The organism is Stenotrophomonas sp. ISL-67, from assembly GCF_018612915.1.
Classification (GTDB): Bacteria; Pseudomonadota; Gammaproteobacteria; order Xanthomonadales; family Xanthomonadaceae; genus Stenotrophomonas.
Map to the genome: position 1 here is coordinate 98,596 of NZ_JAGGRL010000005.1, position 19,553 is coordinate 118,148.

General features: G+C 66.8%; 18 protein-coding genes. 14 read left to right on the forward strand and 4 right to left on the reverse strand.

Annotation, left to right across the window (positions count from 1 at the left end):
- The first annotated feature begins 120 nt into the window (after nt 1–120).
- Entirely contained in the window at nt 121–2,223 is a 2,103-nt protein-coding gene (locus tag J7J08_RS07300; protein ID WP_214903318.1) for a PAS domain S-box protein, read from the forward strand.
- A 3-nt stretch (nt 2,224–2,226) separates the two neighbouring features.
- Nucleotides 2,227–3,984: an EAL domain-containing protein gene (locus J7J08_RS07305; protein ID WP_214903321.1), complete on the forward strand. Its 1,758-nt coding sequence runs from the start codon at nt 2,227–2,229 to the stop codon at nt 3,982–3,984.
- 467 nt (nt 3,985–4,451) lie between these two features.
- Here J7J08_RS07305 and J7J08_RS07310 read toward each other — a convergent pair whose 3' ends face one another.
- From J7J08_RS07310 to flgA, 4 genes are all read right to left on the reverse strand, one after another.
- Complete coding sequence (locus tag J7J08_RS07310; RefSeq protein ID WP_343237716.1) at nt 4,452–5,675, reverse strand: ATP-binding protein; 1,224 nt, start codon at nt 5,673–5,675, stop codon at nt 4,452–4,454.
- A gap of 77 nt (nt 5,676–5,752) precedes the next feature.
- On the reverse strand, nt 5,753–6,091 hold the full coding sequence (locus tag J7J08_RS07315; protein ID WP_093532818.1) for a flagellar protein FlgN: 339 nt from the start codon (nt 6,089–6,091) through the stop codon (nt 5,753–5,755).
- Nucleotides 6,088–6,390, reverse strand: coding sequence for a flagellar biosynthesis anti-sigma factor FlgM (gene flgM / locus J7J08_RS07320; RefSeq protein ID WP_214903328.1), 303 nt, complete (start codon nt 6,388–6,390; stop codon nt 6,088–6,090). The genes J7J08_RS07315 and flgM overlap by 4 nt, the downstream gene beginning before the upstream one ends.
- Nucleotides 6,391–6,471: 81 nt before the next feature.
- Nucleotides 6,472–7,134 (reverse strand): flagellar basal body P-ring formation chaperone FlgA, encoded by a 663-nt coding sequence (gene flgA / locus J7J08_RS07325; protein ID WP_214903331.1) that lies wholly within the window; start codon nt 7,132–7,134, stop codon nt 6,472–6,474.
- 106 nt (nt 7,135–7,240) lie between these two features.
- Between flgA and J7J08_RS07330 the strand changes: the two genes are divergently transcribed.
- The 12 genes from J7J08_RS07330 to flgL all read left to right on the forward strand — a co-directional run bounded on the left by J7J08_RS07330 (nt 7,241) and on the right by flgL (nt 19,433).
- Complete coding sequence (locus J7J08_RS07330; RefSeq protein ID WP_214903334.1) at nt 7,241–8,185, forward strand: chemotaxis protein; 945 nt, start codon at nt 7,241–7,243, stop codon at nt 8,183–8,185.
- A gap of 612 nt (nt 8,186–8,797) precedes the next feature.
- The gene (gene flgB / locus J7J08_RS07335) at nt 8,798–9,193 is read left to right on the forward strand and encodes a flagellar basal body rod protein FlgB (RefSeq protein WP_214903339.1); all 396 of its coding nucleotides are present in this window, start codon (nt 8,798–8,800) and stop codon (nt 9,191–9,193) included.
- Between the two features lie 3 nt (nt 9,194–9,196).
- The gene (flgC, locus tag J7J08_RS07340) at nt 9,197–9,604 is read left to right on the forward strand and encodes a flagellar basal body rod protein FlgC (RefSeq protein WP_214903342.1); all 408 of its coding nucleotides are present in this window, start codon (nt 9,197–9,199) and stop codon (nt 9,602–9,604) included.
- A gap of 26 nt (nt 9,605–9,630) precedes the next feature.
- On the forward strand, nt 9,631–10,311 hold the full coding sequence (locus J7J08_RS07345) for a flagellar hook capping FlgD N-terminal domain-containing protein (protein ID WP_214903345.1): 681 nt from the start codon (nt 9,631–9,633) through the stop codon (nt 10,309–10,311).
- Nucleotides 10,312–10,342: 31 nt separating this feature from the next.
- Nucleotides 10,343–11,566, forward strand: a complete 1,224-nt coding sequence (gene flgE, locus J7J08_RS07350) for a flagellar hook protein FlgE (protein WP_214903348.1) — start codon at nt 10,343–10,345, stop codon at nt 11,564–11,566.
- A 35-nt stretch (nt 11,567–11,601) separates the two neighbouring features.
- Nucleotides 11,602–12,354 carry a flagellar basal body rod protein FlgF gene (locus J7J08_RS07355; protein ID WP_214903351.1) on the forward strand — a complete coding sequence of 251 codons (753 nt, stop codon included), beginning with the start codon at nt 11,602–11,604 and terminating at the stop codon, nt 12,352–12,354.
- A 105-nt stretch (nt 12,355–12,459) separates the two neighbouring features.
- Nucleotides 12,460–13,245 (forward strand): flagellar basal-body rod protein FlgG, encoded by a 786-nt coding sequence (gene flgG, locus J7J08_RS07360; protein WP_214903354.1) that lies wholly within the window; start codon nt 12,460–12,462, stop codon nt 13,243–13,245.
- 22 nt (nt 13,246–13,267) lie between these two features.
- Nucleotides 13,268–13,960, forward strand: a complete 693-nt coding sequence (flgH, locus tag J7J08_RS07365) for a flagellar basal body L-ring protein FlgH (RefSeq protein WP_214903357.1) — start codon at nt 13,268–13,270, stop codon at nt 13,958–13,960.
- Nucleotides 13,961–14,063: 103 nt separating this feature from the next.
- Nucleotides 14,064–15,122, forward strand: a complete 1,059-nt coding sequence (locus tag J7J08_RS07370; protein ID WP_251006494.1) for a flagellar basal body P-ring protein FlgI — start codon at nt 14,064–14,066, stop codon at nt 15,120–15,122.
- Nucleotides 15,122–16,345, forward strand: coding sequence for a flagellar assembly peptidoglycan hydrolase FlgJ (gene flgJ, locus J7J08_RS07375; RefSeq protein WP_214903363.1), 1,224 nt, complete (start codon nt 15,122–15,124; stop codon nt 16,343–16,345). The genes J7J08_RS07370 and flgJ overlap by 1 nt, the downstream gene beginning before the upstream one ends.
- A gap of 8 nt (nt 16,346–16,353) precedes the next feature.
- On the forward strand, nt 16,354–18,231 hold the full coding sequence (gene flgK / locus J7J08_RS07380; RefSeq protein ID WP_214903366.1) for a flagellar hook-associated protein FlgK: 1,878 nt from the start codon (nt 16,354–16,356) through the stop codon (nt 18,229–18,231).
- On the forward strand, nt 18,228–19,433 hold the full coding sequence (flgL, locus tag J7J08_RS07385) for a flagellar hook-associated protein FlgL (protein WP_214903369.1): 1,206 nt from the start codon (nt 18,228–18,230) through the stop codon (nt 19,431–19,433). Before flgK ends, flgL begins: the two co-directional genes overlap by 4 nt.
- Nucleotides 19,434–19,553 lie beyond the last annotated feature (120 nt).

The window sequence follows — 19,553 nt, forward strand, 5'->3', positions numbered from 1 at the left end:
CCGACAGCCGGGAACGCAATCGTTAGCGGCGGTTCTGCTCGATAGTTGAGTGCCGCGTGCGCCCGGGGCGCCCCTGCCACTACTATGGACCGCCCACCCAGACCGCTCCCGTCGCGCCCCATGCCTGTCGCCCCGCCCGGCCCACCCGCCCCGCACCGTCGTGACCACCCGCTCGCCAAGGCCCTGCGCCGCGATCGCTGGCGGGTGGTGATCGGCTACCTGGTGCTGGCGCTGGTATGGATACTGTGCAGCGACGCCGCCGTGAAGGTACTCACCGCCGACCTCGCCACGGCCGCGCGTTGGCAGACGGCCAAGGGGGCACTCTTTGTCATCGTAAGCGGTACCCTGATCTACCTGCTCCTGCGCCCACTGGCCCAGCACGTGCTGCAGACCCATGCGCAGCTGGAGCACTCTGAACAACGCCACCGCCAGCTGTTTGAAGGCAACCCGGGGCCGATCCTGGTGTACGACCTGGAGACACTGGAGGTCCTGGACGTCAACCCCGCGGCCTGCAACCTGTTCGGCTGGAGCCGCGACGCGTTCACCGCCATGTCGATGGCCGCGCTGTGGCCGCCCGGCGACGAAGCGGCGCTGGCCGCAACGCTGGAAAAGATCCGCACGCAACCGGACCAGTTGTGCGTGATCACCGCCGATCTGGTGCTCAAGGATGGCACCCTCCGGCGCATGGAGATGCGCAGCAACTACCTCGACTACGCCGGGCGGCCGGCACGGTTGCTGATCGCCATCGACCGCACCCGCGAAGACCAGGCACTGCGCCGCCGCGACCAGGCCCTGACCCGGGTTGAGGAAGCGCACGAAATGGCCCGCATCGGCGCGTGGGAAGTCGATCCCTCCACCGGGCTGGGCCGCTATTCCAACCAGGTCTACCACCTGCTTGGCCGGCGCCCCCCCGAAGCGCGGCGCTGGCACCGCTTCGAGGAACTGCTGGTCCCGGCCGACCCTGCGACCGCTGCGCTGAGCGAACAGCTGCTGCAGGACATGCGCGGCGAGCGGGTGCAGATCGACCTGCTGCTGCCCCTGTTGGCCATGGACGGGCGTGCCTTGATGGTGCATCTGCGTGCCGAGAGCGGTACTGATGACGCCGGCCGGCCACGCGTACTGGGCACCCTGCAGGATGTGACCGAGCGCGAACAGTCACGGCGCCTGCTGCGCGAGCGCGAAGAGCAGTTCCGCGAGCTGGTGCGGGTGCTGCCCGATGGCGTGGTGATCCTGTCGGACGAACATGTGCTGTACGCCAATGCCTGCGCTGCCGCGCAGTTCGGCTATGGCCAGCACACGCTGCTGGGTGAGCCGCTCTCCGCGCTGGTCGTAGCCACGGATCTCGCCCGCGTACGCGCGCAGTTGTTCGCACCCATTCCGCTGCCCAGCAGCGTCAGCGAAGTGATCGGCATGCGCCGGCATGGCGGGGAACGGTTCCAGGCCGGCCTTGCGGTTGGCGACGTGCGCTACGGCGGGCGCAACTGCAAGCTGTTGATCGTGCGCGACCTGAGCGAACCCGAACGTATCCGCGAGGCGCTTGAAACCAGCAACCGCGAGCTGCAGGCCATGGCCGGACGGCTGTTCTCGCTGCAGGAAGACGAGCGCCGCGCGATCTCGCGCGACCTGCACGACGATATCGGCCAGGCCATCACCGCCATGAAGCTGTCGGCCTATGCGGCCCAGGACGAGGCCGACCCGCAGCGGCGCGGCGAAGACCTGGCACAGATCATCCAGCTGGCTGACGCCACCGTTGGCAAGCTGCGGGACATCTCCACCCTGCTGCGCCCGCCGCAGCTGGATGCCCTCGGCCTGGAGGCGGCGCTGCGCTGGCAGGCCGGGGTTCTGTTCCGCTCTTCGCCGATCGAGCTGCTGGCCGACATCGCGGCGTTGCCGCGGCGGCCGCAGGGCGAGATCGAGCAGGCCTGTTTCCGCATCGCCCAGGAAAGCCTGACCAACGTGCTGCGCCATGCGCGCGCCAGCCAGGTGCACCTCAAGCTGCACGACGTGCAGGACCATGGCCTGCACCTGCAGGTGCGCGATGACGGTGAAGGCTTCGACCCCGATGGCCCGCGCGGGCTGGGCCTGATCGTGATGCGCGAACGCGCGCAGAGCGCCGGCGGCACCCTCAAGATCGAGTCGGCGCATGGCGCCGGCACCCTGGTCGACCTGTTCCTGCCTTACCGCAGCGACGGTGTTGCCACCCCTGATACATTGGAACATTGAGTCATGTGGAACCCTTCCCTGCCGCTGGTCAGCATCGAGGACGCCCCGCCCAGGCTGGGCGCCGGCAATCCCGCGCTGCAGGCAATGGTGGCCGAAGCCGCCTCCGGCGGCACGCCATTGATGGTGATGCACGTGGATATCGACCACTTCGCGTCGGTCAACGAGAACATGAGCGCCGAGGTGGGCGACCAGGCGCTGGTGCTGGTGGCGCAGCGCCTGCAACACCACCTGCGGGGTCGCGGCACCCTGTGGCGGCATGGCAGTGACGAGTTCCTGATTGCGGTACCGCGTACCGCGGATCTCCCGCTGCCCGATGACCTGGCCGAAGAAATCCGCCAGCAGCTGGAACTGCCGCTGTCGGTGCTGCCTTACACGCTGTTCATGACGGGCAAGCTGGGCGTGAGCCTGTGCCCGGAGCATGCCACCGACACCTCGCGCCTGCTCGACCACGCCGAGGACGCGCTCTACCAGGCTGCGCGCGAAGGTGGCAATGCGGTGCGCATCCACGCGGTGAATACGCCGTCCAGCGCGCACAGCGAGAGCATCATCGCGCGCCAGATCGTGGACGCCATTCCCAATGGCGAACTCAAGCTCCGCTACCAGCCATTGGTCAGCGCCCGCGATGGCCACGTGGTCGGCATGGAGGCGCTGCTGCGTTGGCAGTCGCCGACGCTGGGCATGCTGGTGCCGGAACGTTTCATGCGCACCGCCGAGCGGCTGGGCATCATCGTGCAGATCGGCACGTGGGTGCTGGAAGGTGCGCTCAAGCAGGCACGGTCGTGGCGTGACCAGGGCTTCGATGATTTCTCCATCGCGGTGAACGTGTCAACGCTGCAGCTGCTGCGCCCGAACTTCTTCGCCGAGGTCATGGCAGTGCTGCAGACCGCAGGCGTGCCGGCGCACATGCTCACGCTGGAGATAAACGAAAGTGCGCTGACCAACAACGTGAATTTCGTCCACGAAACACTGGTCAACCTGCGCAATGAAGGCATCAGCCTCAGCCTGGACAACTTCGGCACCGGCGATTCCAGCCTGAGCGCGCTGGTGCGCTATCCGGTGGACAAGCTGAAGATCGACCGCAGTTTCATCAAGAGCGCCCCGGCCGGCAACCGCGAAGCGGCCATCGCCCGCGCGATCATCGCCATGGGCCACCAGCTGGGCATGACCGTAATCGCCAACGGGGTCGAATCACAGGCGCAACTGGGCTTCCTGCGCCGTAACGACTGCGACGTGTTCCAGGGCTACCTGTTCGGCGAGCCGATGTCGGCCGACGCGGCCGGCATGACGCTGCGCCGCCGCTACCTGCGCCCGGAGGCGTTTGCCGAAACCCGGCCGGACCGCACGCTGCTGCTGCTGGACGACGAGGAAAACGTGCTGCGTTCGCTGGTGCGCCTGTTCCGCCGCGATGGTTACCGGATCCTGGCGGCGGGCAATGTGCGCGATGCGTTCGACCTGCTGGCGATCAACGACGTGCAGGTGATCCTGTCGGACCAGCGGATGAGCGACATGAGCGGCACCGAGTTCCTGGGCCGGGTGAAGATGCTGTACCCGGACACCATCCGGCTGGTGCTGTCGGGCTACACCGACCTCAATACGGTGACGGACGCGATCAACCGCGGCGCGATCTACCGCTTCCTGACCAAGCCCTGGAACGACGACGAGCTGCGCAAGCACATCCACCAGGCGTTCCGCACGCACGAAGAACAGCGCAGGGCCAACACCGCGCAACCGGCGGCGATGCAGGCGCCTGAGGGCGAATAGGCTTAGAGCAGCGATTCACTGCTATGTGCGGGGCGGGAAAAGGCAGACACGCATGGCGTGTCACTACGCGACGGCAATCATCGCGCATGACGGCGGTAGGGTCGGTCGCCAGACGACTGCCGGCCCTGCTGATCGGCACGGTGACGCATTGTTTCGAACGGGGTACGCATTTGGAGGGCCGGCCAACGGCCGGCGCTACCGCGTTTCGCGCGTCGGCTTCACCTGTGACCACCGGCCAACTGTCGAAGGGTCGGTGGGGGTGGGTTTGCGGGACTGTAGAAAACATGGATGTTTTCTACAAGCCTTATCTGTTCGGAATCTGGCAGCGTAGGCGTCGAGAGCCGGCGTGGGCCGCAAAACCCACCGCCGCCGGCCCAAGCCAGGGACACCGCGCACACCACGGCTGTTCGCCCAGATGCATGGAGCAGCCGGGCAGAGCCCGGCTCTACCGCAATGCACGCACGTTGTCAGCGCGGCTGTTTGATCGGCAACACCAGGCGGAATGTCGAGCCCACGCCGGGGGTGCTGTCCAGGTCGATGCGGCCGTGGTGCTTGTTGATGATGCTGTAGGAAATCGACAGGCCCAGCCCGGTGCCGCTGCCCACCGGCTTGGTGGTGAAGAACGGATCGAAGATGCGCTGGCGCAGTTCCGGCGAAATGCCGCCGCCGGTGTCTTCGAACTCCACCCACACGTTCTCGCCATCCACGCCCGAGCGCACCGTGATCGTGCCGCGCTCGGCGATGGCGTGGCCGGCGTTGAGCAGCAGGTTCATGTACACCTGGTTGAGCTCCGACGGCAGGCATTCCACCAGCGGCAGCTGGCCGAATTCACGCTTGAGCTCGGCCTTGTACTTCAGCTCGTTCCAGATGATGTTGATGGTCGATTCCAGGCCCGAATGCAGGTCGACCAGCTTCCAAGACTCATCCCGACCCGAATACGAGAAATCCTTCAGGTCGCGCACGATCCGCGTCACCCGCTCGATCCCTTCGCGCGATTCGGCCATCAGCTGCGGCAGATCGCGGCTGATGAAGTCGATGTCGAAACGCGTGCGGATGTCATCGATCTCCGGGATCAAGGCCTTCGGGTCCGGCGCGCGCAGCGCCCGCTCGTAGGCCTCGATCACCGTGAACAGGCTGCGCAGGTATTCCTGCAGGCTGCCCAGGTTGGAGTGCACGTAGCCGATGGGATTGTTGATCTCGTGCGCCACGCCGGCCGCGAGCTGGCCGATGGAGGCCATCTTTTCCGACTGCAGCAGCTTCTCCTGGGTACCGTTCAGGCGCAGGTAGGCCTGGCGCAGTTCCGCATGGCGCTGCTGCAGCTCGCGCTCATAGTCTTCCTGGCCTTCAATGCGTCGGAACAGCGCCAGGTAATGGCGCCTGCCAGCATCCTCCTGCTGGTAGACATGCGCAATCACCATGCGCTCGCCGACCGGCAGGCTGCCGTTCCAGTGGCCCTGCAGGCGCGCATGTTCCAGCGCGTCGGGGGGCAGCAGCTGGCGCAGCCATTGCGCGGGATCCACGCCAGCGTCGATTTCGGCCTGACCCAGCATGCCGCGCACCGCAGCGTTGGCCACGGCCACGCTGCCGTCATCGCGGAACAGCAGTACGCCTTCGTTGATGCGCTCGAACAGCGCAAGCAGAACCGGCTGCGGGGGCAGCGGTGCGGTGACAAAAGTGGTGGGCACGGTCACGGTCACATCGGGCAGTTGAAACAGGCGCCCACTATATCCGTGTTGGACACATTACGAAGGCCGGCCAGAGGCCGGCGCTACGCGACGGCCAGCGGCCGCCGTGTGTGCAGGGTGTTGGCCTGGCCTTTGGCGTCGTACGCGGACGATGCTTCGCTGCGGCCCAGCTGGCGCAGGGCCCAGTTGACCTCGCGGCGGCGCCGCGCCAGCAGCACGCCGTTGGCGCGGTTGCGCTCGGCCAGCTCCTGCAGGCGCTCGTTCTGCCCTACCGGCAACACCTGCTCCAGCGCACGCAGCGCATCGAGCTTGGCGCTGGTGGCGCGGATCAACGACTGGACGTCATGCTCCACCAATGCCTGGCGTTCGACGTCCAAGGCATCGCTGAGGCGCTGCAATGGCTCGCTCATGGCCAGCTTCATCCCTGCAGCTGCTGGTCCAGCTCCAGCATGCGCGAGGCGATCGCGTCCGGATTGATCTTGTAGGTGCCGTTCTGCAGCGACTCGCGCACGGCCTGGACCCGGCCGGCATCGATCGCCGGGGCGGTGCTCAGCTCGCGCTGCAGCGCCTGCAGGCTGGTGGCCTCACCGGTCAGCCGCAGGCTGTCGGCCGCTTCCACCGGGCGCGCCGGGGCATCGGTGCTCACGCTGGGCTTGTTCCCCGGCGCGATGCTGCGCAGATGGGCGGTCGCCTGCAGGTTGCCGTCGATTTTCTGGCTCATGGGTTGTCCTGGGAGTTACGGTTCACAAGGGATAACGGCACGGCGGCCGCCATCTTTAGGAGATTTTGCGTGTTGGAGTGGTCAGCGCGTCACAAAAACGTCGCCACTGGCCGCCACCGTGCCCTGGACTACCTTGCGTGACGACAGATTTTCCACGGATACGCGTTCATTTTCACCTGCATCGGCCAGCGCCTTCCCCGCCACCCGGACCTCCACACCGCCAAAGCGGGAGACCAGGGCCACGCTGTCGCCCCGGCGAATGAGACGCTGGGCCACCAGGTCGCTGGCCGACAACAGGCTGCCGGCACTCAGCGTACGCCGGGCCACCCGCCCCACCGCCGCGGCCGGGTCGGCCAGGGCGGCACCGGCGATGCGGGCCACGTCGCGCTGTGCAGTCGTGATATCGGCCACCGCCAGCGTTTCTCCAGCGGCAATGCCACGGTTGAGGATCAGCACGGTCTGGTTGCGGCGTACCTTGACCGGCACGAACAGGCGCCAGCCGCCGGCATCGGGGCAGCTGACCTCCACGGTGCTGGTACCGGTCGGCTGGGCGCGCAGGTCCTGGCCGCATGCCGGCAGGCGCAGTGCCGAATCCAGGGTGGTGTCGCCTTCGCTGCCGGCCGGCAACGTGGACAGCGCGGCGGCACGGATGCTGTCCACCGGCTGCCAGCCGCCTGCCTGGGCGTGCGCAGGCGCACCTGCCAAGGTCGCGATGAAGATGGCAGCTATAACAAGGACACGCATGGCGGCTCCGGGGGCATGGCACATGTGCAGCACCCTGCAAGCGCCGTGCCGTTCACATGCACCGCACCCCGCTCAAGTGATCGCCGTTGGCGCCGATACCCCCTCCATGTCACATGACCTGCTCAACCGCATCGACCAGCGAACACGCCTGGCTGGCCACAACCGCCTCGCCCTGCTGCTGTTCCGCCTTGGCGGACGTCAGCTTTTTGGCGTCAACGTGTTCAAGGTGCAGGAAGTCCTGCGCCGGCCGGACCTGTTCCAGGTACCCGGGCTGCCCAGCCAGTTCGCCGGCGTGGCCGACGTGCGTGGCCGCTCGGTGCCGGTACTGGACCTGGGCCTGGCGATTGGCCACCCCGAACGCGAGCCGGACGCCGATAAGACGCCGGGCTACCTGGTGGTGACCGAGTTCAACCGCTCCATCCAGGGCTTCCTGGTGAGCGGCGTGGAACGGATCGTCAATATTGCGGTGGAAGACATCCACCCACCGCCGGAGCTGGGCGCCGAATCGAGCTACCTCACCGCAGTGACCCGTTTCCAGGGCGAGCTGATCCAGGTGATCGACGTGGAAAGCGTGCTGGCCGACATCGCCCAGATCCGTGGCGAGGCCGTGCTGGACCCGTCGATGGCGCTGCCGGCCGACGCCCCGCAACTGCAGGTGCTGGTGGTGGACGACTCGCGCGTGGCCCGCCAGCAGATCCGCAGCGTGCTGGACCAGCTGGGCGTGGGTGCCACCCTGCTGTCAGATGGCAAGCAGGCGCTGGACCACCTGCTGCAGATCCACGCCGCCGGCGAAAACCCGGCCGAGCGCTACGCCATGGTCATTTCGGACATTGAAATGCCCGCCATGGACGGCTACACCCTGACGACGGAAATCCGTCGCCATCCCGGTCTGGCCGGTCTGTACGTGCTGCTGCATACCTCGCTGTCGGGCGTATTCAACAACGCCATGGTCGAACGGGTCGGCGCCAACGCGTTCGTGGCCAAGTATTCCCCGCACGAACTGGCGGATTTCGTGCTCGACCGCCTGCGAAAGGTCGCCGAGGCCGCGTAGGTCACGCCCTGCGTGGCGCCGGGCACCCCGAGGGCCGGCCAACGGCCGGCGCTACCGGGTGGCGGCCACCGTTTGATGGATACGGGTCCCCGATGGGCCCATGGTTGATTGATCCGGATCCCGATGGGCCCGTAACGGTTCGTAGCCCCGGCCGTTGGCCGGACACCGCGCGCAGCGCGGCCCAAGTGTCCGGAGGCGGCAAAAATGCCGTTCCGGTCATGCGTCCGGCGTTTAAAGGTTCCGAAGCCGACGGTAGCGCCGGCCGTTGGCCGGCTGCTCTTCGTTCCGGGGTCATGAACCCCCTGACAGGCGGCTTCGGAACCTCTAAACGCCGGGGTGTTGGCCGCCATCGTTGCGTGACCGCCTCCGGACACTTGGGCCGCGCTGCGCGCGGTGTCCGGCCAACGGCCGGGGCTACGAATTGTTACGTAACGTCCGCAGATCGGGATCAATCAACCATGGGCCCATCGGGACCCGGGTCAATCAACCATGGGCCCATTGGGATCGGGGTCAATCAACCACGGGCCCATTGGGATCCGGATCAACCAACCCGCCCCCCCTTTCTGGCACACCCCTTGCACCCTCCCCCACATCGTCCCGTGGGAGAGCGCCATGCCCAACCTGATTTCCGACTATCTGGGTGTCCATGCCCAGGCCATGCCGTTGCGCGAGCAGCGGATGAAGCTGATTGCCAGCAACCTGAGCAATGCCGATACCCCCGGGTACAAGGCCCAGGACCTGGACTTCGATGCCGCCCTGCGCAACGCCCAGGGTGCCGACAGCAACGGGCTCATGCGCACCACCAATGAGCAGCACTTCGCCATCGGCGGCGGGCTCAACCCGTTCCAGGTCACCAAGGAAGGCGTGCAGCCCAGCATCGACGGCAACACCGTCGACCCGGATGCCGAGCGCGCCGCCTATGGCCGCGCCGCGCTGGAATACCGCGCCTCGCTGAGCTTCGTCGAATCCAAGGTGCGCTCCATGCTCACCGCGATCACGGGGCAATAAGCCATGAGCAACCTGCCCATTTTCGATATCGCCGGTTCGGCGCTGCAGGCCCAGTCCGTGCGCATGAGCACGCTGGCTTCCAACCTGTCCAACGCCGACACCATCGCCGGCTCGGCCGATGCCGTCTACAAGCCGCTGGAGCCGATCTTCCAGTCGGTCACCAGCCGCACCGATCCGAACATCACTACCGTCCAGGTCAAGGAAATCAGCCAGAGCAACGCCGCGCCGATCAAGCGCTACGAGCCCGGCCATCCGCTCGCCGATGGCGACGGCTACATCTACCAGCCCGATGTCGACCCCGTCGCCCAGATGGTCAACCTGATCTCGACCTCGCGCAATTACCAGGCCGGCGTGGAGATGCTCACCACCGCCAAGGAACTGGCGCTGGCCACCCTGACCATGGGTCGCTGACCTTACTTATTGCAGGACATACCGTCATGAGCACCACCACCGGCGTCGGCAACACCGATATCTACAGCGCCCTGGGCCTGAATGCGCCCAACAGCGATACCACCAAGAAGAAGGACACCCTGGACCAGGCCGACTTCCTGCGCCTGATGACCGAACAGCTGCAACACCAGGACCCGCTCAAGCCGATGGACAACACCCAGATGGTGGCGCAGATGGCGCAGCTGTCGCAGGTGCAGGGCATCAACGACCTCAACAGCACGGTCAAGGGTTTCCAGGAATCGATGGCCGGCGACCAGGTGCTGCGCGGTGCCGCGCTGGTCGGTCACGACGTGCTGGTGCCGTCCACCAAATGGCAGCTGGAAACCGAAGGCGATACCAGCGGCATGGTTGCCGCCCCCGGTGCCGGCTTCGTCACCGTGGACATCACCGATGCCAACGGGGTGAAGGTCACCCAGCTGAGCGTGGAAGCCAAGGAAGCCGGTGAAGTCACCTTCAACTGGGACGGCAAGGATGCCAACGGCAACCGCATGGCCGCCGGCAGCTACACCATCGCCGCCACCCATACCGACAGCGCCGGCACCCAGACCAAGATCAATACCTACGTCGAAGCGCCGGTGGAAAGCGTCACCGTCGGCTCGGACGGCCTGTACCTCAACCTCAAGGGCCTGGGCACGGCCCCGATCGAATACGTGCTGCGCGTCAGCTGAGTCCCTTCGTCACGCATCCAAGGAGAACCCCATGGGCTTCAATGTTTCGCTGTCCGGCATCAATGCCGCCAATGCCGACCTGAACGTCACCGCCAACAACATCGCCAACGTCAACACCACCGGCTTCAAGGAATCGCGCGCCGAGTTCGCCGACCTGTTCTCGGCCACCAGCTACGGCCTGTCCAAGAACGCGGTAGGTTCGGGCGTGCGCCTGAGCAACGTGGCCCAGCAGTTCTCGCAGGGCAACAACGAGCAGACCGGGCGCAGCCTGGACATGGCGATTTCCGGTGAGGGCTTCTTCACCATGAGCATGAACGGTGCCCGCGTGTACTCGCGCGCCGGCAACTTCCAGACCGACCAGGCCGGCTACGTGACCAACCCACAGGGCGCACGCCTGCAGGTGTTCGCGCCGAACGCCGATGGCACCAGCTTCGACAGCGGCCGCCTCACCGACCTGCAGCTGCTCACCACCGACAGCCCGCCCCAGCAGACCGGCAAGGTCAACGTGGCCTTCACCCTGCCGGCCAACGCCAGTGAACCGACCCTGGGCACGTTCGACCCGACCGACTCCAACAGCTACAACCAGTCCACCGGCGGCATCACCGTGTACGACTCGCTGGGCGTGAGCCACACCCAGACCTCCTACTTCGTCAAGACCGCCAACGCCAACGAATGGCAGGTCTACAACTATGTCGATGGCCAGGCGGTCGGCACCCCGACCACGCTGAACTTCAACGACGCCGGCGCGCTGACCAACCCGGCCAACGGCCAGATCGTGATGGATCCGTTCACCCCCACCACCGGCGCCGGCACCCTGGCAATGACCCTGGATGTCACCGGTTCGACCCAGTACGGCGAGAAGTTCGCGCTGCGCAACACCCAGCAGGATGGCTACGCGGCCGGCAAGCTCAACGAAATCACCGTGTCTGAAGACGGCGTGGTCTACGCCCGCTACACCAACGGCGACGACAAGGCGCTGGGCCAGGTCGCGCTGACCACCTTCAACAACGCGCAGGGCCTGGAAGCCAAGGGCAACAACCTGTGGGTGGAAACCTTCGGCTCCGGCACCCCGCGTACGGGTGCGCCAGACAGCTCCAACCTGGGCAAGGTCCAGGCCGGTTCGCTGGAAGCCTCCACGGTCGACCTGACCGAACAGCTGGTCAACATGATCACCGCCCAGCGCAACTTCCAGGCCAACTCGCAGATGGTTTCCACCATGGACCAGATCACCCAGACCATCATCAACATCCGTTGATGAGCCACTGATCGACGCAGCACGGGAACACAACAATGGACAAGGCACTCTACGTCGCGATGACCGGTGCACGTGCGTCCCTGCAGGCGCAGGGTACGCTGTCGCACAACCTGGCCAACACCGATACGCCCGGATTCAAGGAAGCCCTCGCCAACACCGAGGCCTTCCCGATCAAGGGCGCCGGCTACGCCTCGCGCGTGGACGCCCTGCACGTTGATGCCGGCTTCAACCGGCGCCAGGGCGCCCAGCACGTCACCGGCAATGCGCTGGACCTGTCGCTGGACGCCGGCAACTGGCTTGCCGTGCAGGCGCCGACTGGCGGCGGCGAGGCCTATACGCGCGGCGCGTCGCTGTCGATCACGCCGAACGGCCAGCTGGTCACCGCCGGCGGCCACCCGGTGCTGGACGAGAACGGCGCGCCTATCGCGGTTCCGCCGCACCAGGCAATGGACATCGGCAACGACGGCACCATCTCGATCATCCCGCAGGGCGAAGGCCCGCAGACCATGGCCGTGATCGGCCGCCTGCGCGTGGTGGCGGCCGAGGATGCGCGGCTGGAGCGCGGGCTGGACGGACTGATGCGCAATACCGACCCGCAGCAGCCGTTCGTGCAGGCCCAGGGCAAGTCGCTGGACAGCGGCCAGCTGGAAGGCAGCAACGTCGATGCCGCCGGCGCGCTGGTACAGATGATCCAGCTGCAGCGGCAGTACGAAATGCAGGTGAAGGTGATCAAGCACGGCGACGAAAACGCCCGCAGCGCCAATTCCCTGCTGCGCCTGGGCAGCTGAGCGGCAGCCCCGACGTAATCCTGGCGCGGTTGTGGCACGCGCCATGCATCAGCCAGAACAACGGCCACCCCGGGTGGCCACCCGCACCAACACAGGAACAAGGCCATGAACCAGGCATTGTGGATCGCCAAGACCGGACTGGATGCGCAGCAGACGCGCATGTCGGTGGTTTCCAACAACCTCGCCAACACCAACACCACCGGCTTCAAGCAGGACCGTGCCAGCTTCGAGGACCTGCTGTACCAGCAGGTGCGCCAGCCTGGCGGTTCCTCCTCGGCACAGACGCAGCTGCCGACCGGCCTGCAGCTGGGTACCGGCGTGCGCGTGGTGGCCACGTCGAAGAATTTCGAACAGGGTAGCCAGCAGCAGACCGGCCGCGCGCTGGACGTGATGGTCAACGGCCGTGGCTTCTTCGAAGTGCAGATGCCCGATGGTTCGTCGGCCTACACGCGTGATGGTTCGTTCCAGCGCAACCAGGATGGCGAGCTGGTCACCAACAGCGGCTACCCGGTGCAGCCGGGCATCCAGATTCCGGAAGGGGCGCAGTCGCTGACCATCGGTACCGACGGCACCATCAGCGTGAAGATGGCCGACGACGCCGCTTCGGTCGAAATTGGCGCGCTCACCCTGACCGACTTCGTCAATCCGGCAGGCCTGCAGGCACGCGGTGAAAACCTGTTCCTGGAAACCACCGCCTCTGGCCCGGCACAGAACGGCAACCCCGGCCTGAACGGCCTGGGCAGCGTGGTGCAGGGTGCGCTGGAAGGCAGCAACGTCAACGTGGTCGAAGAGCTGGTGTCGATGATCGAAACCCAGCGCGCCTACGAAATGAACGCCAAGGCGATCTCCACGACCGACTCCATGCTCGGCTATCTCAACAACAACGTCTGATCGGTTGAACCGGGAACCTGCCATGTCGCCTCTGCGCCCTACCCTTCGCCTGCTGCTCGCCAGCGCCGTGATCGCCCTGCTTGGCGGCTGCGTCATTGCAGGCGACGTGCGCCCCTACCCGGCGATGGCGCCGGTGGTACCGGTGGTTGCGCCGAGCGCGCCCGCCACGGCTGGCGCGATCTACGCCGCCGGCCCCGGGCTGCAGCTGTACTCGGATCGCCGCGCGCGTGATGTCGGTGACCTGCTGACCATCACCCTGACCGAAAGCACCACCGCGCAGACCACCGCCAACACCAGTACTGACAAGGAATCCAACCTTGCGCTGGGCACGCCCACCCTGTTCGGTGCACCGGTGACCCTGGGCGGCAAGGACATCCTGGGTGCCAGCGCGACCGGCTCGCGCGACTTCACCGGCAAGGGCACCAGCGCGCAGAGCAACCGCCTGCAGGGCAGCGTGACCGTCACCGTGATGCAGCGCCTGCCCAACGGCAACCTGGTCGTGCAGGGCGCCAAGAACCTGCGGTTGAACCAGGGCGATGAGCTGGTGCAGGTGCAGGGCGTCGTGCGTGCGGCGGACATCTTCCCGGACAACACCATTCCTTCCAGCCGCGTGGCCGATGCCCGCATCGTTTACGGCGGCCGCGGTCCCGTTGCGCAGTCCAATGCGATGGGCTGGCTGAGTCGTTTCTTCAACTCGGCGCTGGTGCCGTTCTGAGGCTGATATGAAGAGCATTTTTTCGATTATTTCCGCGAAGCGGGGCAGAGCCTTTCAGCGGGGCAGAGCCCCGCTCTACGCCATTTTTATCACCCTGTTCTGCATGTCTTCGGCGTCGGCTGAGCGGATCAAGGACCTGGCCCAGGTCGGCGGCGTGCGCGGCAATGCGCTGGTGGGCTACGGCCTGGTGGTGGGCCTGGATAACAGCGGCGACCGCACCAGCCAGGCACCCTTCACCGTGCAGAGCCTGAAGAACCTGCTGGGCGAGCTGGGCGTGAACGTGCCGGCCAACGTCAACCCGCAGTTGAAGAACGTGGCCGCAGTGGCGATCCATGCCGAGCTGCCGCCCTTCGCCAAGCCCGGCCAGCCGATCGACATCACGGTGTCCTCGATCGGCAACGCGGTGTCGCTGCGCGGCGGTTCGCTGCTGATGGCCCCCCTGCGCGGTGCCGATGGCCAGGTCTACGCCATCGCCCAGGGCAACCTGGTGGTGGGCGGCTTCGGTGCGCAGGGCAAGGACGGTTCACGGGTGTCGGTCAACGTGCCCAGCGTCGGTCGCATTCCCAACGGCGCCACCGTCGAACGCGCCCTGCCCGACGTGTTCAGCGCCGGTGGCGATATCACCTTGAACCTGCACAAGAACGACTTCACCACGGTATCGCGCATGGTCGCCGCGTTGAACAACGCGTTCGGCGAAGGCGCGGCGCGTGCGGTGGATGGCGTGACCGTGGCCGTGCAATCGCCCAACGACCCGGGCGCACGCATCGGCCTGCTGGCCCGCATCGAAAACCTGGAACTCACCCCCGGCACCGCGCCGGCCAAGGTGGTGGTCAACTCGCGTACCGGCACCGTGGTCATCGGCGCGCAGGTGCGGGTAGGCGCAGCGGCCATCTCGCATGGCTCGCTCACCGTGACCATCAACGAAAATACCAACGTCAGCCAGCCCAATGCGTTTGCCGGGGGACAGACCGTGGCCACGCCGCAGTCGACCATCACCGCCACCAACGACGGCAGCCGCATGTTCAAGTTCAACGGCGGCAACACGCTGGATGAGATCGTGCACGCGGTCAATGCCGTGGGCGCCGCACCGGGCGACCTGATCGCGATCCTGGAGGCCCTCAAGCAGGCCGGCGCGCTCAGTGCCGAACTCGAGGTGATCTGATGCGCATCCAACCGTCACTGGAGCTCAACCCGGCCCAGGCCAACAGCCCGGCCAAGGTGGACAAGGTTGCGCGCCAGCTGGAAGGCCAGTTCGCGCAGATGCTGGTCAAGAGCATGCGCGATGCCAGTTTCGGCGATTCGCTGCTGCCCGGCGAAAACACGATGTTCCGCGACATGTACGACCAGAAGATCGCCGACGCGATGACCAAGGGCCGTGGCCTGGGGCTGTCGGCGATGATCTCGCGCCAGCTTGGTGGTGGCGAAACCGATGCCGCCACGCCCACCGATACCCGCCTCAACCCGGCTGCGGCGCTGCGCGCTTACCGGCTCAATGCGCCGACCGCCGCGCCGATGGCCCTGCCTGCCTCCAGCGCACCGGCGTCCGCGCCGGCTGAAGTGGACCTGCTGCAGCAGCTTGGCGGCGAAGCGCCGTCGGCGGTGTTGCAGCCGATGGAGCGCGCGCTGGACCTGATTGCCGGGCGTGAAAGGAGCCAGATGCACGAGGCGATCGGTCGCAGCGATCCCTATGGCGCGGTGCCCACCGATATCTCCAGCGAGAACTGGGCCATGGCCGATGACCGCTGGCGCGATGTCGGCGCCACCGCGTCTGCCCGTACCGGCCCGAGCGCCGTGGACGCGCTGGCCGGCAGCACCGCCGCCGCCCAGCTCGGCACGCACACCCCGGAGGGCTTCGTGGCCAGCATCTGGGGCCATGCCCAGCAGGCCGCGCGCGAACTGGGCGTGGATGCCAAGGCACTGGTAGCGCAGGCCGCACTGGAAACCAGCTGGGGCCGCAAGCTGGTGCAGCGCAATGGCGGCGGCAGCTCGCACAACCTGTTCGGGATCAAGGCCACCGGCTGGAGTGGCGAGCGGGCCACCAGCGGCACCCACGAATATGTCGACGGCGTGCGCCGCAACGAAACCGCCAGCTTCCGCGCCTACACCTCGGTGGGTGACAGCTTCGCCGACTACGTGAAGCTGCTCAAGAACAGCCCGCGCTACCAGAACGCGCTGCAGGCCGGCGGCGATGTCCGCAGCTTCGCCCAGGGCCTGCAGAAAGCCGGCTACGCCACCGACCCCAGCTACGCGGCCAAGATCGCCGCGATCGCCGGCGGCCCGACCATCGAGCGCGCCATCGCCGCCGTGGGCGATGCCAGCCAACGCCTGGGCCGCACCTTTGCCAGCACCGCCAGCCCCGCCGGGCTGGGGGCAATCCGTCGTTGAGGTAATCCATGTCCGTACTTTCCACCGGCACCAGCGCCCTGCTCGCCTTCCAGCGTGCCCTGGCCACCACCAGCCATAACGTCGCCAATATCAACACCCCCGGCTACAGCCGGCAGAAGGTGGATTTCGCCACCGCCGACCCGCAGAACCTGGGTTACGGGGACATCGGCAACGGCACCCGGATCAGCGATGTGCGCCGCGTAGCCGACCAGCTGGCGATCTCGCGGCTGCTCGACAGCAGTGGCGAACTGGCGCGGCTGAAGCAGCTTTCCACCCTGGCCGACCGGGTGGATTCGCTGTTCTCCGACACCGCCACCAATGTGTCGGGCGTGTGGTCGAACTTCTTCGATACGGTCAGCGGCCTGTCATCCAACGCGTCCGCTACCGCCGACCGACAGAGCATGCTCGACAACGCCGGCACCCTCGCCAGTCGCTTCAAGCAGCTCAACGAGAGCCTCAACGCGCTCAATGGCGAGGTCAACAACGGCCTGATCGCCGGCGCCTCGGAGGTGAACCGGCTCGCAGCCGAGATCGCCCAGCTCAACGGTGCCATCGGCAGCAATGCCAATGCCGCCGCGCCCGACCTGCTCGACCGCCGCGACCAGCTGGTGGCCAACCTGATCGGCTACACCGGCGGCACCGCGGTCATCCAGGACGGCGGCTTCATGAACGTCTACACCGCCGGTGGCCAGGCCATGGTGGTGGGTACCACCGCCAGCAAGGTCACCACCGTCACCGACCCCTACCAGCCAGAGCGCCTGCAGTTGGCGTTGGAAACCCAGGGCCAGAAGATCACCCTGGACCCGAAAAGCCTGGGCGGCCAGATCGGCGGCCTGCTCGAGTTCCGCGATTCGGTGCTGACCCCCACCCAGGCCGAGCTGGGCAAGCTCGCTGTGGGGCTGGCCAGCAACTTCAACGATACCCACCACCAGGGCGTTGACCTGTACGGCAACATGGGCGGGGACTTCTTCAACTACGGCAGCCCGCGCGTCACCGGCAACACCAGCAATACCGGCACCGCCGGCTTCAGCGCCAGCTTCGGCGACCTGTCCAAGCTGGACGGCCAGAACATCGTGTTGAAGTTTGACGGCACTGCCTGGCAGGCCACCCGTGCCGACACCGGCGCCGCCGTGCCGATGACCGGCACCGGCACCGCCGCCGATCCACTGGTACTCAACGGCGTGGAGCTGGTGATGTCCGGCGCCCCGGCGCAGAACGACCGCTTCCTGCTGCAGCCCACCGCCGGCGTCGCCGGCACCCTGTCAGTGGCGATCACCGATACGTCGCGCATCGCTGCCGCAGCGCCGATCAAGGCCGCCGCCGGGCTGGGCAACACCGGCACCGGCAAGGTCAGCGGCGTGGCCGTGAGCGACTACGCCAACGCCAACCTGCGCAATCCGGCCGCCATCGTGTTCACCAGCGCCACGGAATACACCATCGATGGCACCGGCCCGTTCACCTACACCGCCGGCCAGACCATCAGCGCCAACGGCTGGAGCTTCGTGCTGGACGGCGCACCCAAAGTCGGCGACAGCTTCAACATCAGCCCCACCCCGGCCGGCTCCAGCGACAACAGCAACGCCCTGCTGCTGGCCAAGGTGGAGGACGCCAAGACCTTCAATGCCGGCACGGTCACCCTCAACGGGGCCCTGGGCGGCCTGACCACGCTGGTCGGCTCGGCCGCGCGTGCGGCCGACTATTCGCTGCAGGCCCAGCAGGTCATCACCGACCAGGCGCAGGCCTCGCGCGACTCGGTGTCCGGGGTCAACCTGGACGAGGAAGCCGCCGACATGCTCCGCCTGCAGCAGGCCTACCAGGCCGCCTCGCAGCTGATTTCCACCGCCGACACCATGTTCCAGACCATCCTGGGAGCCGTTTCGCGATGAACAACCGTATCTCCACCGGGATGATGTTCAACCAGTCCATCTCGATGATGATGGCCAAGCAGAGCAAGATGAACCACCTCGAACAGCAGTTGGCCACCGGCAAGAAGCTGGTCAGCGCCAAGGACGACCCGGTTGCCGCCGGCACCGCCGTGGGCCTGGACCGCGCCGTGGCCGAGCTGGACCGCTTCGCCCGCAACGGCGACGTGGTGGAAAACCGCCTGGGCCTGCAGGAGAACGCACTGGCCCAGGCCGGCGAAATGATGGCGCACATCACCGAACTGACCATCCAGGCCAACAACCCCGCGCTGTCGGCGGCCGACCTGAAGTCAATCGCCTCCGAGCTCAAGAGCGTGCGCGACGGCCTGTTGTCGCTGGCCAACTCCACCGACGGCACCGGGCGCTACCTCTTTGGCGGCACCGACGACGCCGATGCGCCGTTCACGCTGAGCAACGGCGTGGTCACCTACAACGGCGACCAGACCCAGCGCCAGGTGGAAGTGGCCCCGGATACCTTCGTCAAGGACGCCCTGCCCGGCAGTGAGATCTTCCTGCGCATCCGCACCGGCGACGGCACCCTGGACGGCAGCGCCAGCGGCACCAACACCGGTACCGGCGTACTCACCACCTTCGGCCGCGACCCGGCATCGGGCAGCTGGGACGGCGCCAGCTACACCCTGCGCTTCACCGGCCCGGATGCCTATGAAGTGGTCGATGCGACCAACACGGTGGTGAAAACCGGCACCTTCAAGGCCGGCGAAGACATCACGTTCGAGGGCGTTTCGATGCGGATCGAAGGCGAACCCCAGGCCGGCGACAGCTTCGGGATCGGCGCCGCCGATGCCCGCGACATCTTCGCCACCCTGGACGGCATGATCAACGCGCTGGACAACGCCGCCGATGACCCGGCCGCGGTGGCCCACCAGCAGAACATCCTGCAGGCCGGCATCCGCGATGTGGCCCGGGCATCGGAGAAATTCATCGACGCGCGCGCGGCCGGTGGTGCCCAGCTCAAGGCAATCGACGATGCCGGCGCGCTGCGCGACGCCAATGGCGTGACCCTCAAGACCACCCTGTCGGCGATGCGCGACCTGGATTACGCCGAAGCGATCGGCCAGTACCAGCTGGAACAGATTTCCCTGCAGGCCGCACAGACCATTTTCACCCAGATGCAGCAGATGTCGCTGTTCAACGCGATCCGCTGACATAGCGCGCACGCCGGGCGCCAAACGCCCCGCGCTGCAGGCTGTTGCGCCTGTTCCGGCCCTCGCCGGACACGCGCAACCCCCGACCATCACCCTGCCCGGGTGATGTTTTCTGCGTAT

Bases quoted from the DNA above. Each gene is read 5' to 3' on its own strand.
- J7J08_RS07300 (WP_214903318.1), top strand. From the start codon at position 121: ATGCCTGTCGCCCCGCCCGGCCCACCCGCCCCGCACCGTCGTGACCAC.
- J7J08_RS07305 (WP_214903321.1), top strand. From the start codon at position 2,227: ATGTGGAACCCTTCCCTGCCGCTGGTCAGCATCGAGGACGCCCCGCCC.
- J7J08_RS07315 (WP_093532818.1), bottom strand. From the start codon at position 6,091: ATGAAGCTGGCCATGAGCGAGCCATTGCAGCGCCTCAGCGATGCCTTG.
- flgM (WP_214903328.1), bottom strand. From the start codon at position 6,390: ATGAGCCAGAAAATCGACGGCAACCTGCAGGCGACCGCCCATCTGCGC.
- flgA (WP_214903331.1), bottom strand. From the start codon at position 7,134: ATGCGTGTCCTTGTTATAGCTGCCATCTTCATCGCGACCTTGGCAGGT.
- J7J08_RS07330 (WP_214903334.1), top strand. From the start codon at position 7,241: ATGTCACATGACCTGCTCAACCGCATCGACCAGCGAACACGCCTGGCT.
- flgB (WP_214903339.1), top strand. From the start codon at position 8,798: ATGCCCAACCTGATTTCCGACTATCTGGGTGTCCATGCCCAGGCCATG.
- flgC (WP_214903342.1), top strand. From the start codon at position 9,197: ATGAGCAACCTGCCCATTTTCGATATCGCCGGTTCGGCGCTGCAGGCC.
- J7J08_RS07345 (WP_214903345.1), top strand. From the start codon at position 9,631: ATGAGCACCACCACCGGCGTCGGCAACACCGATATCTACAGCGCCCTG.
- flgE (WP_214903348.1), top strand. From the start codon at position 10,343: ATGGGCTTCAATGTTTCGCTGTCCGGCATCAATGCCGCCAATGCCGAC.
- J7J08_RS07355 (WP_214903351.1), top strand. From the start codon at position 11,602: ATGGACAAGGCACTCTACGTCGCGATGACCGGTGCACGTGCGTCCCTG.
- flgG (WP_214903354.1), top strand. From the start codon at position 12,460: ATGAACCAGGCATTGTGGATCGCCAAGACCGGACTGGATGCGCAGCAG.
- flgH (WP_214903357.1), top strand. From the start codon at position 13,268: ATGTCGCCTCTGCGCCCTACCCTTCGCCTGCTGCTCGCCAGCGCCGTG.
- J7J08_RS07370 (WP_251006494.1), top strand. From the start codon at position 14,064: ATGTCTTCGGCGTCGGCTGAGCGGATCAAGGACCTGGCCCAGGTCGGC.
- flgJ (WP_214903363.1), top strand. From the start codon at position 15,122: ATGCGCATCCAACCGTCACTGGAGCTCAACCCGGCCCAGGCCAACAGC.
- flgK (WP_214903366.1), top strand. From the start codon at position 16,354: ATGTCCGTACTTTCCACCGGCACCAGCGCCCTGCTCGCCTTCCAGCGT.
- flgL (WP_214903369.1), top strand. From the start codon at position 18,228: ATGAACAACCGTATCTCCACCGGGATGATGTTCAACCAGTCCATCTCG.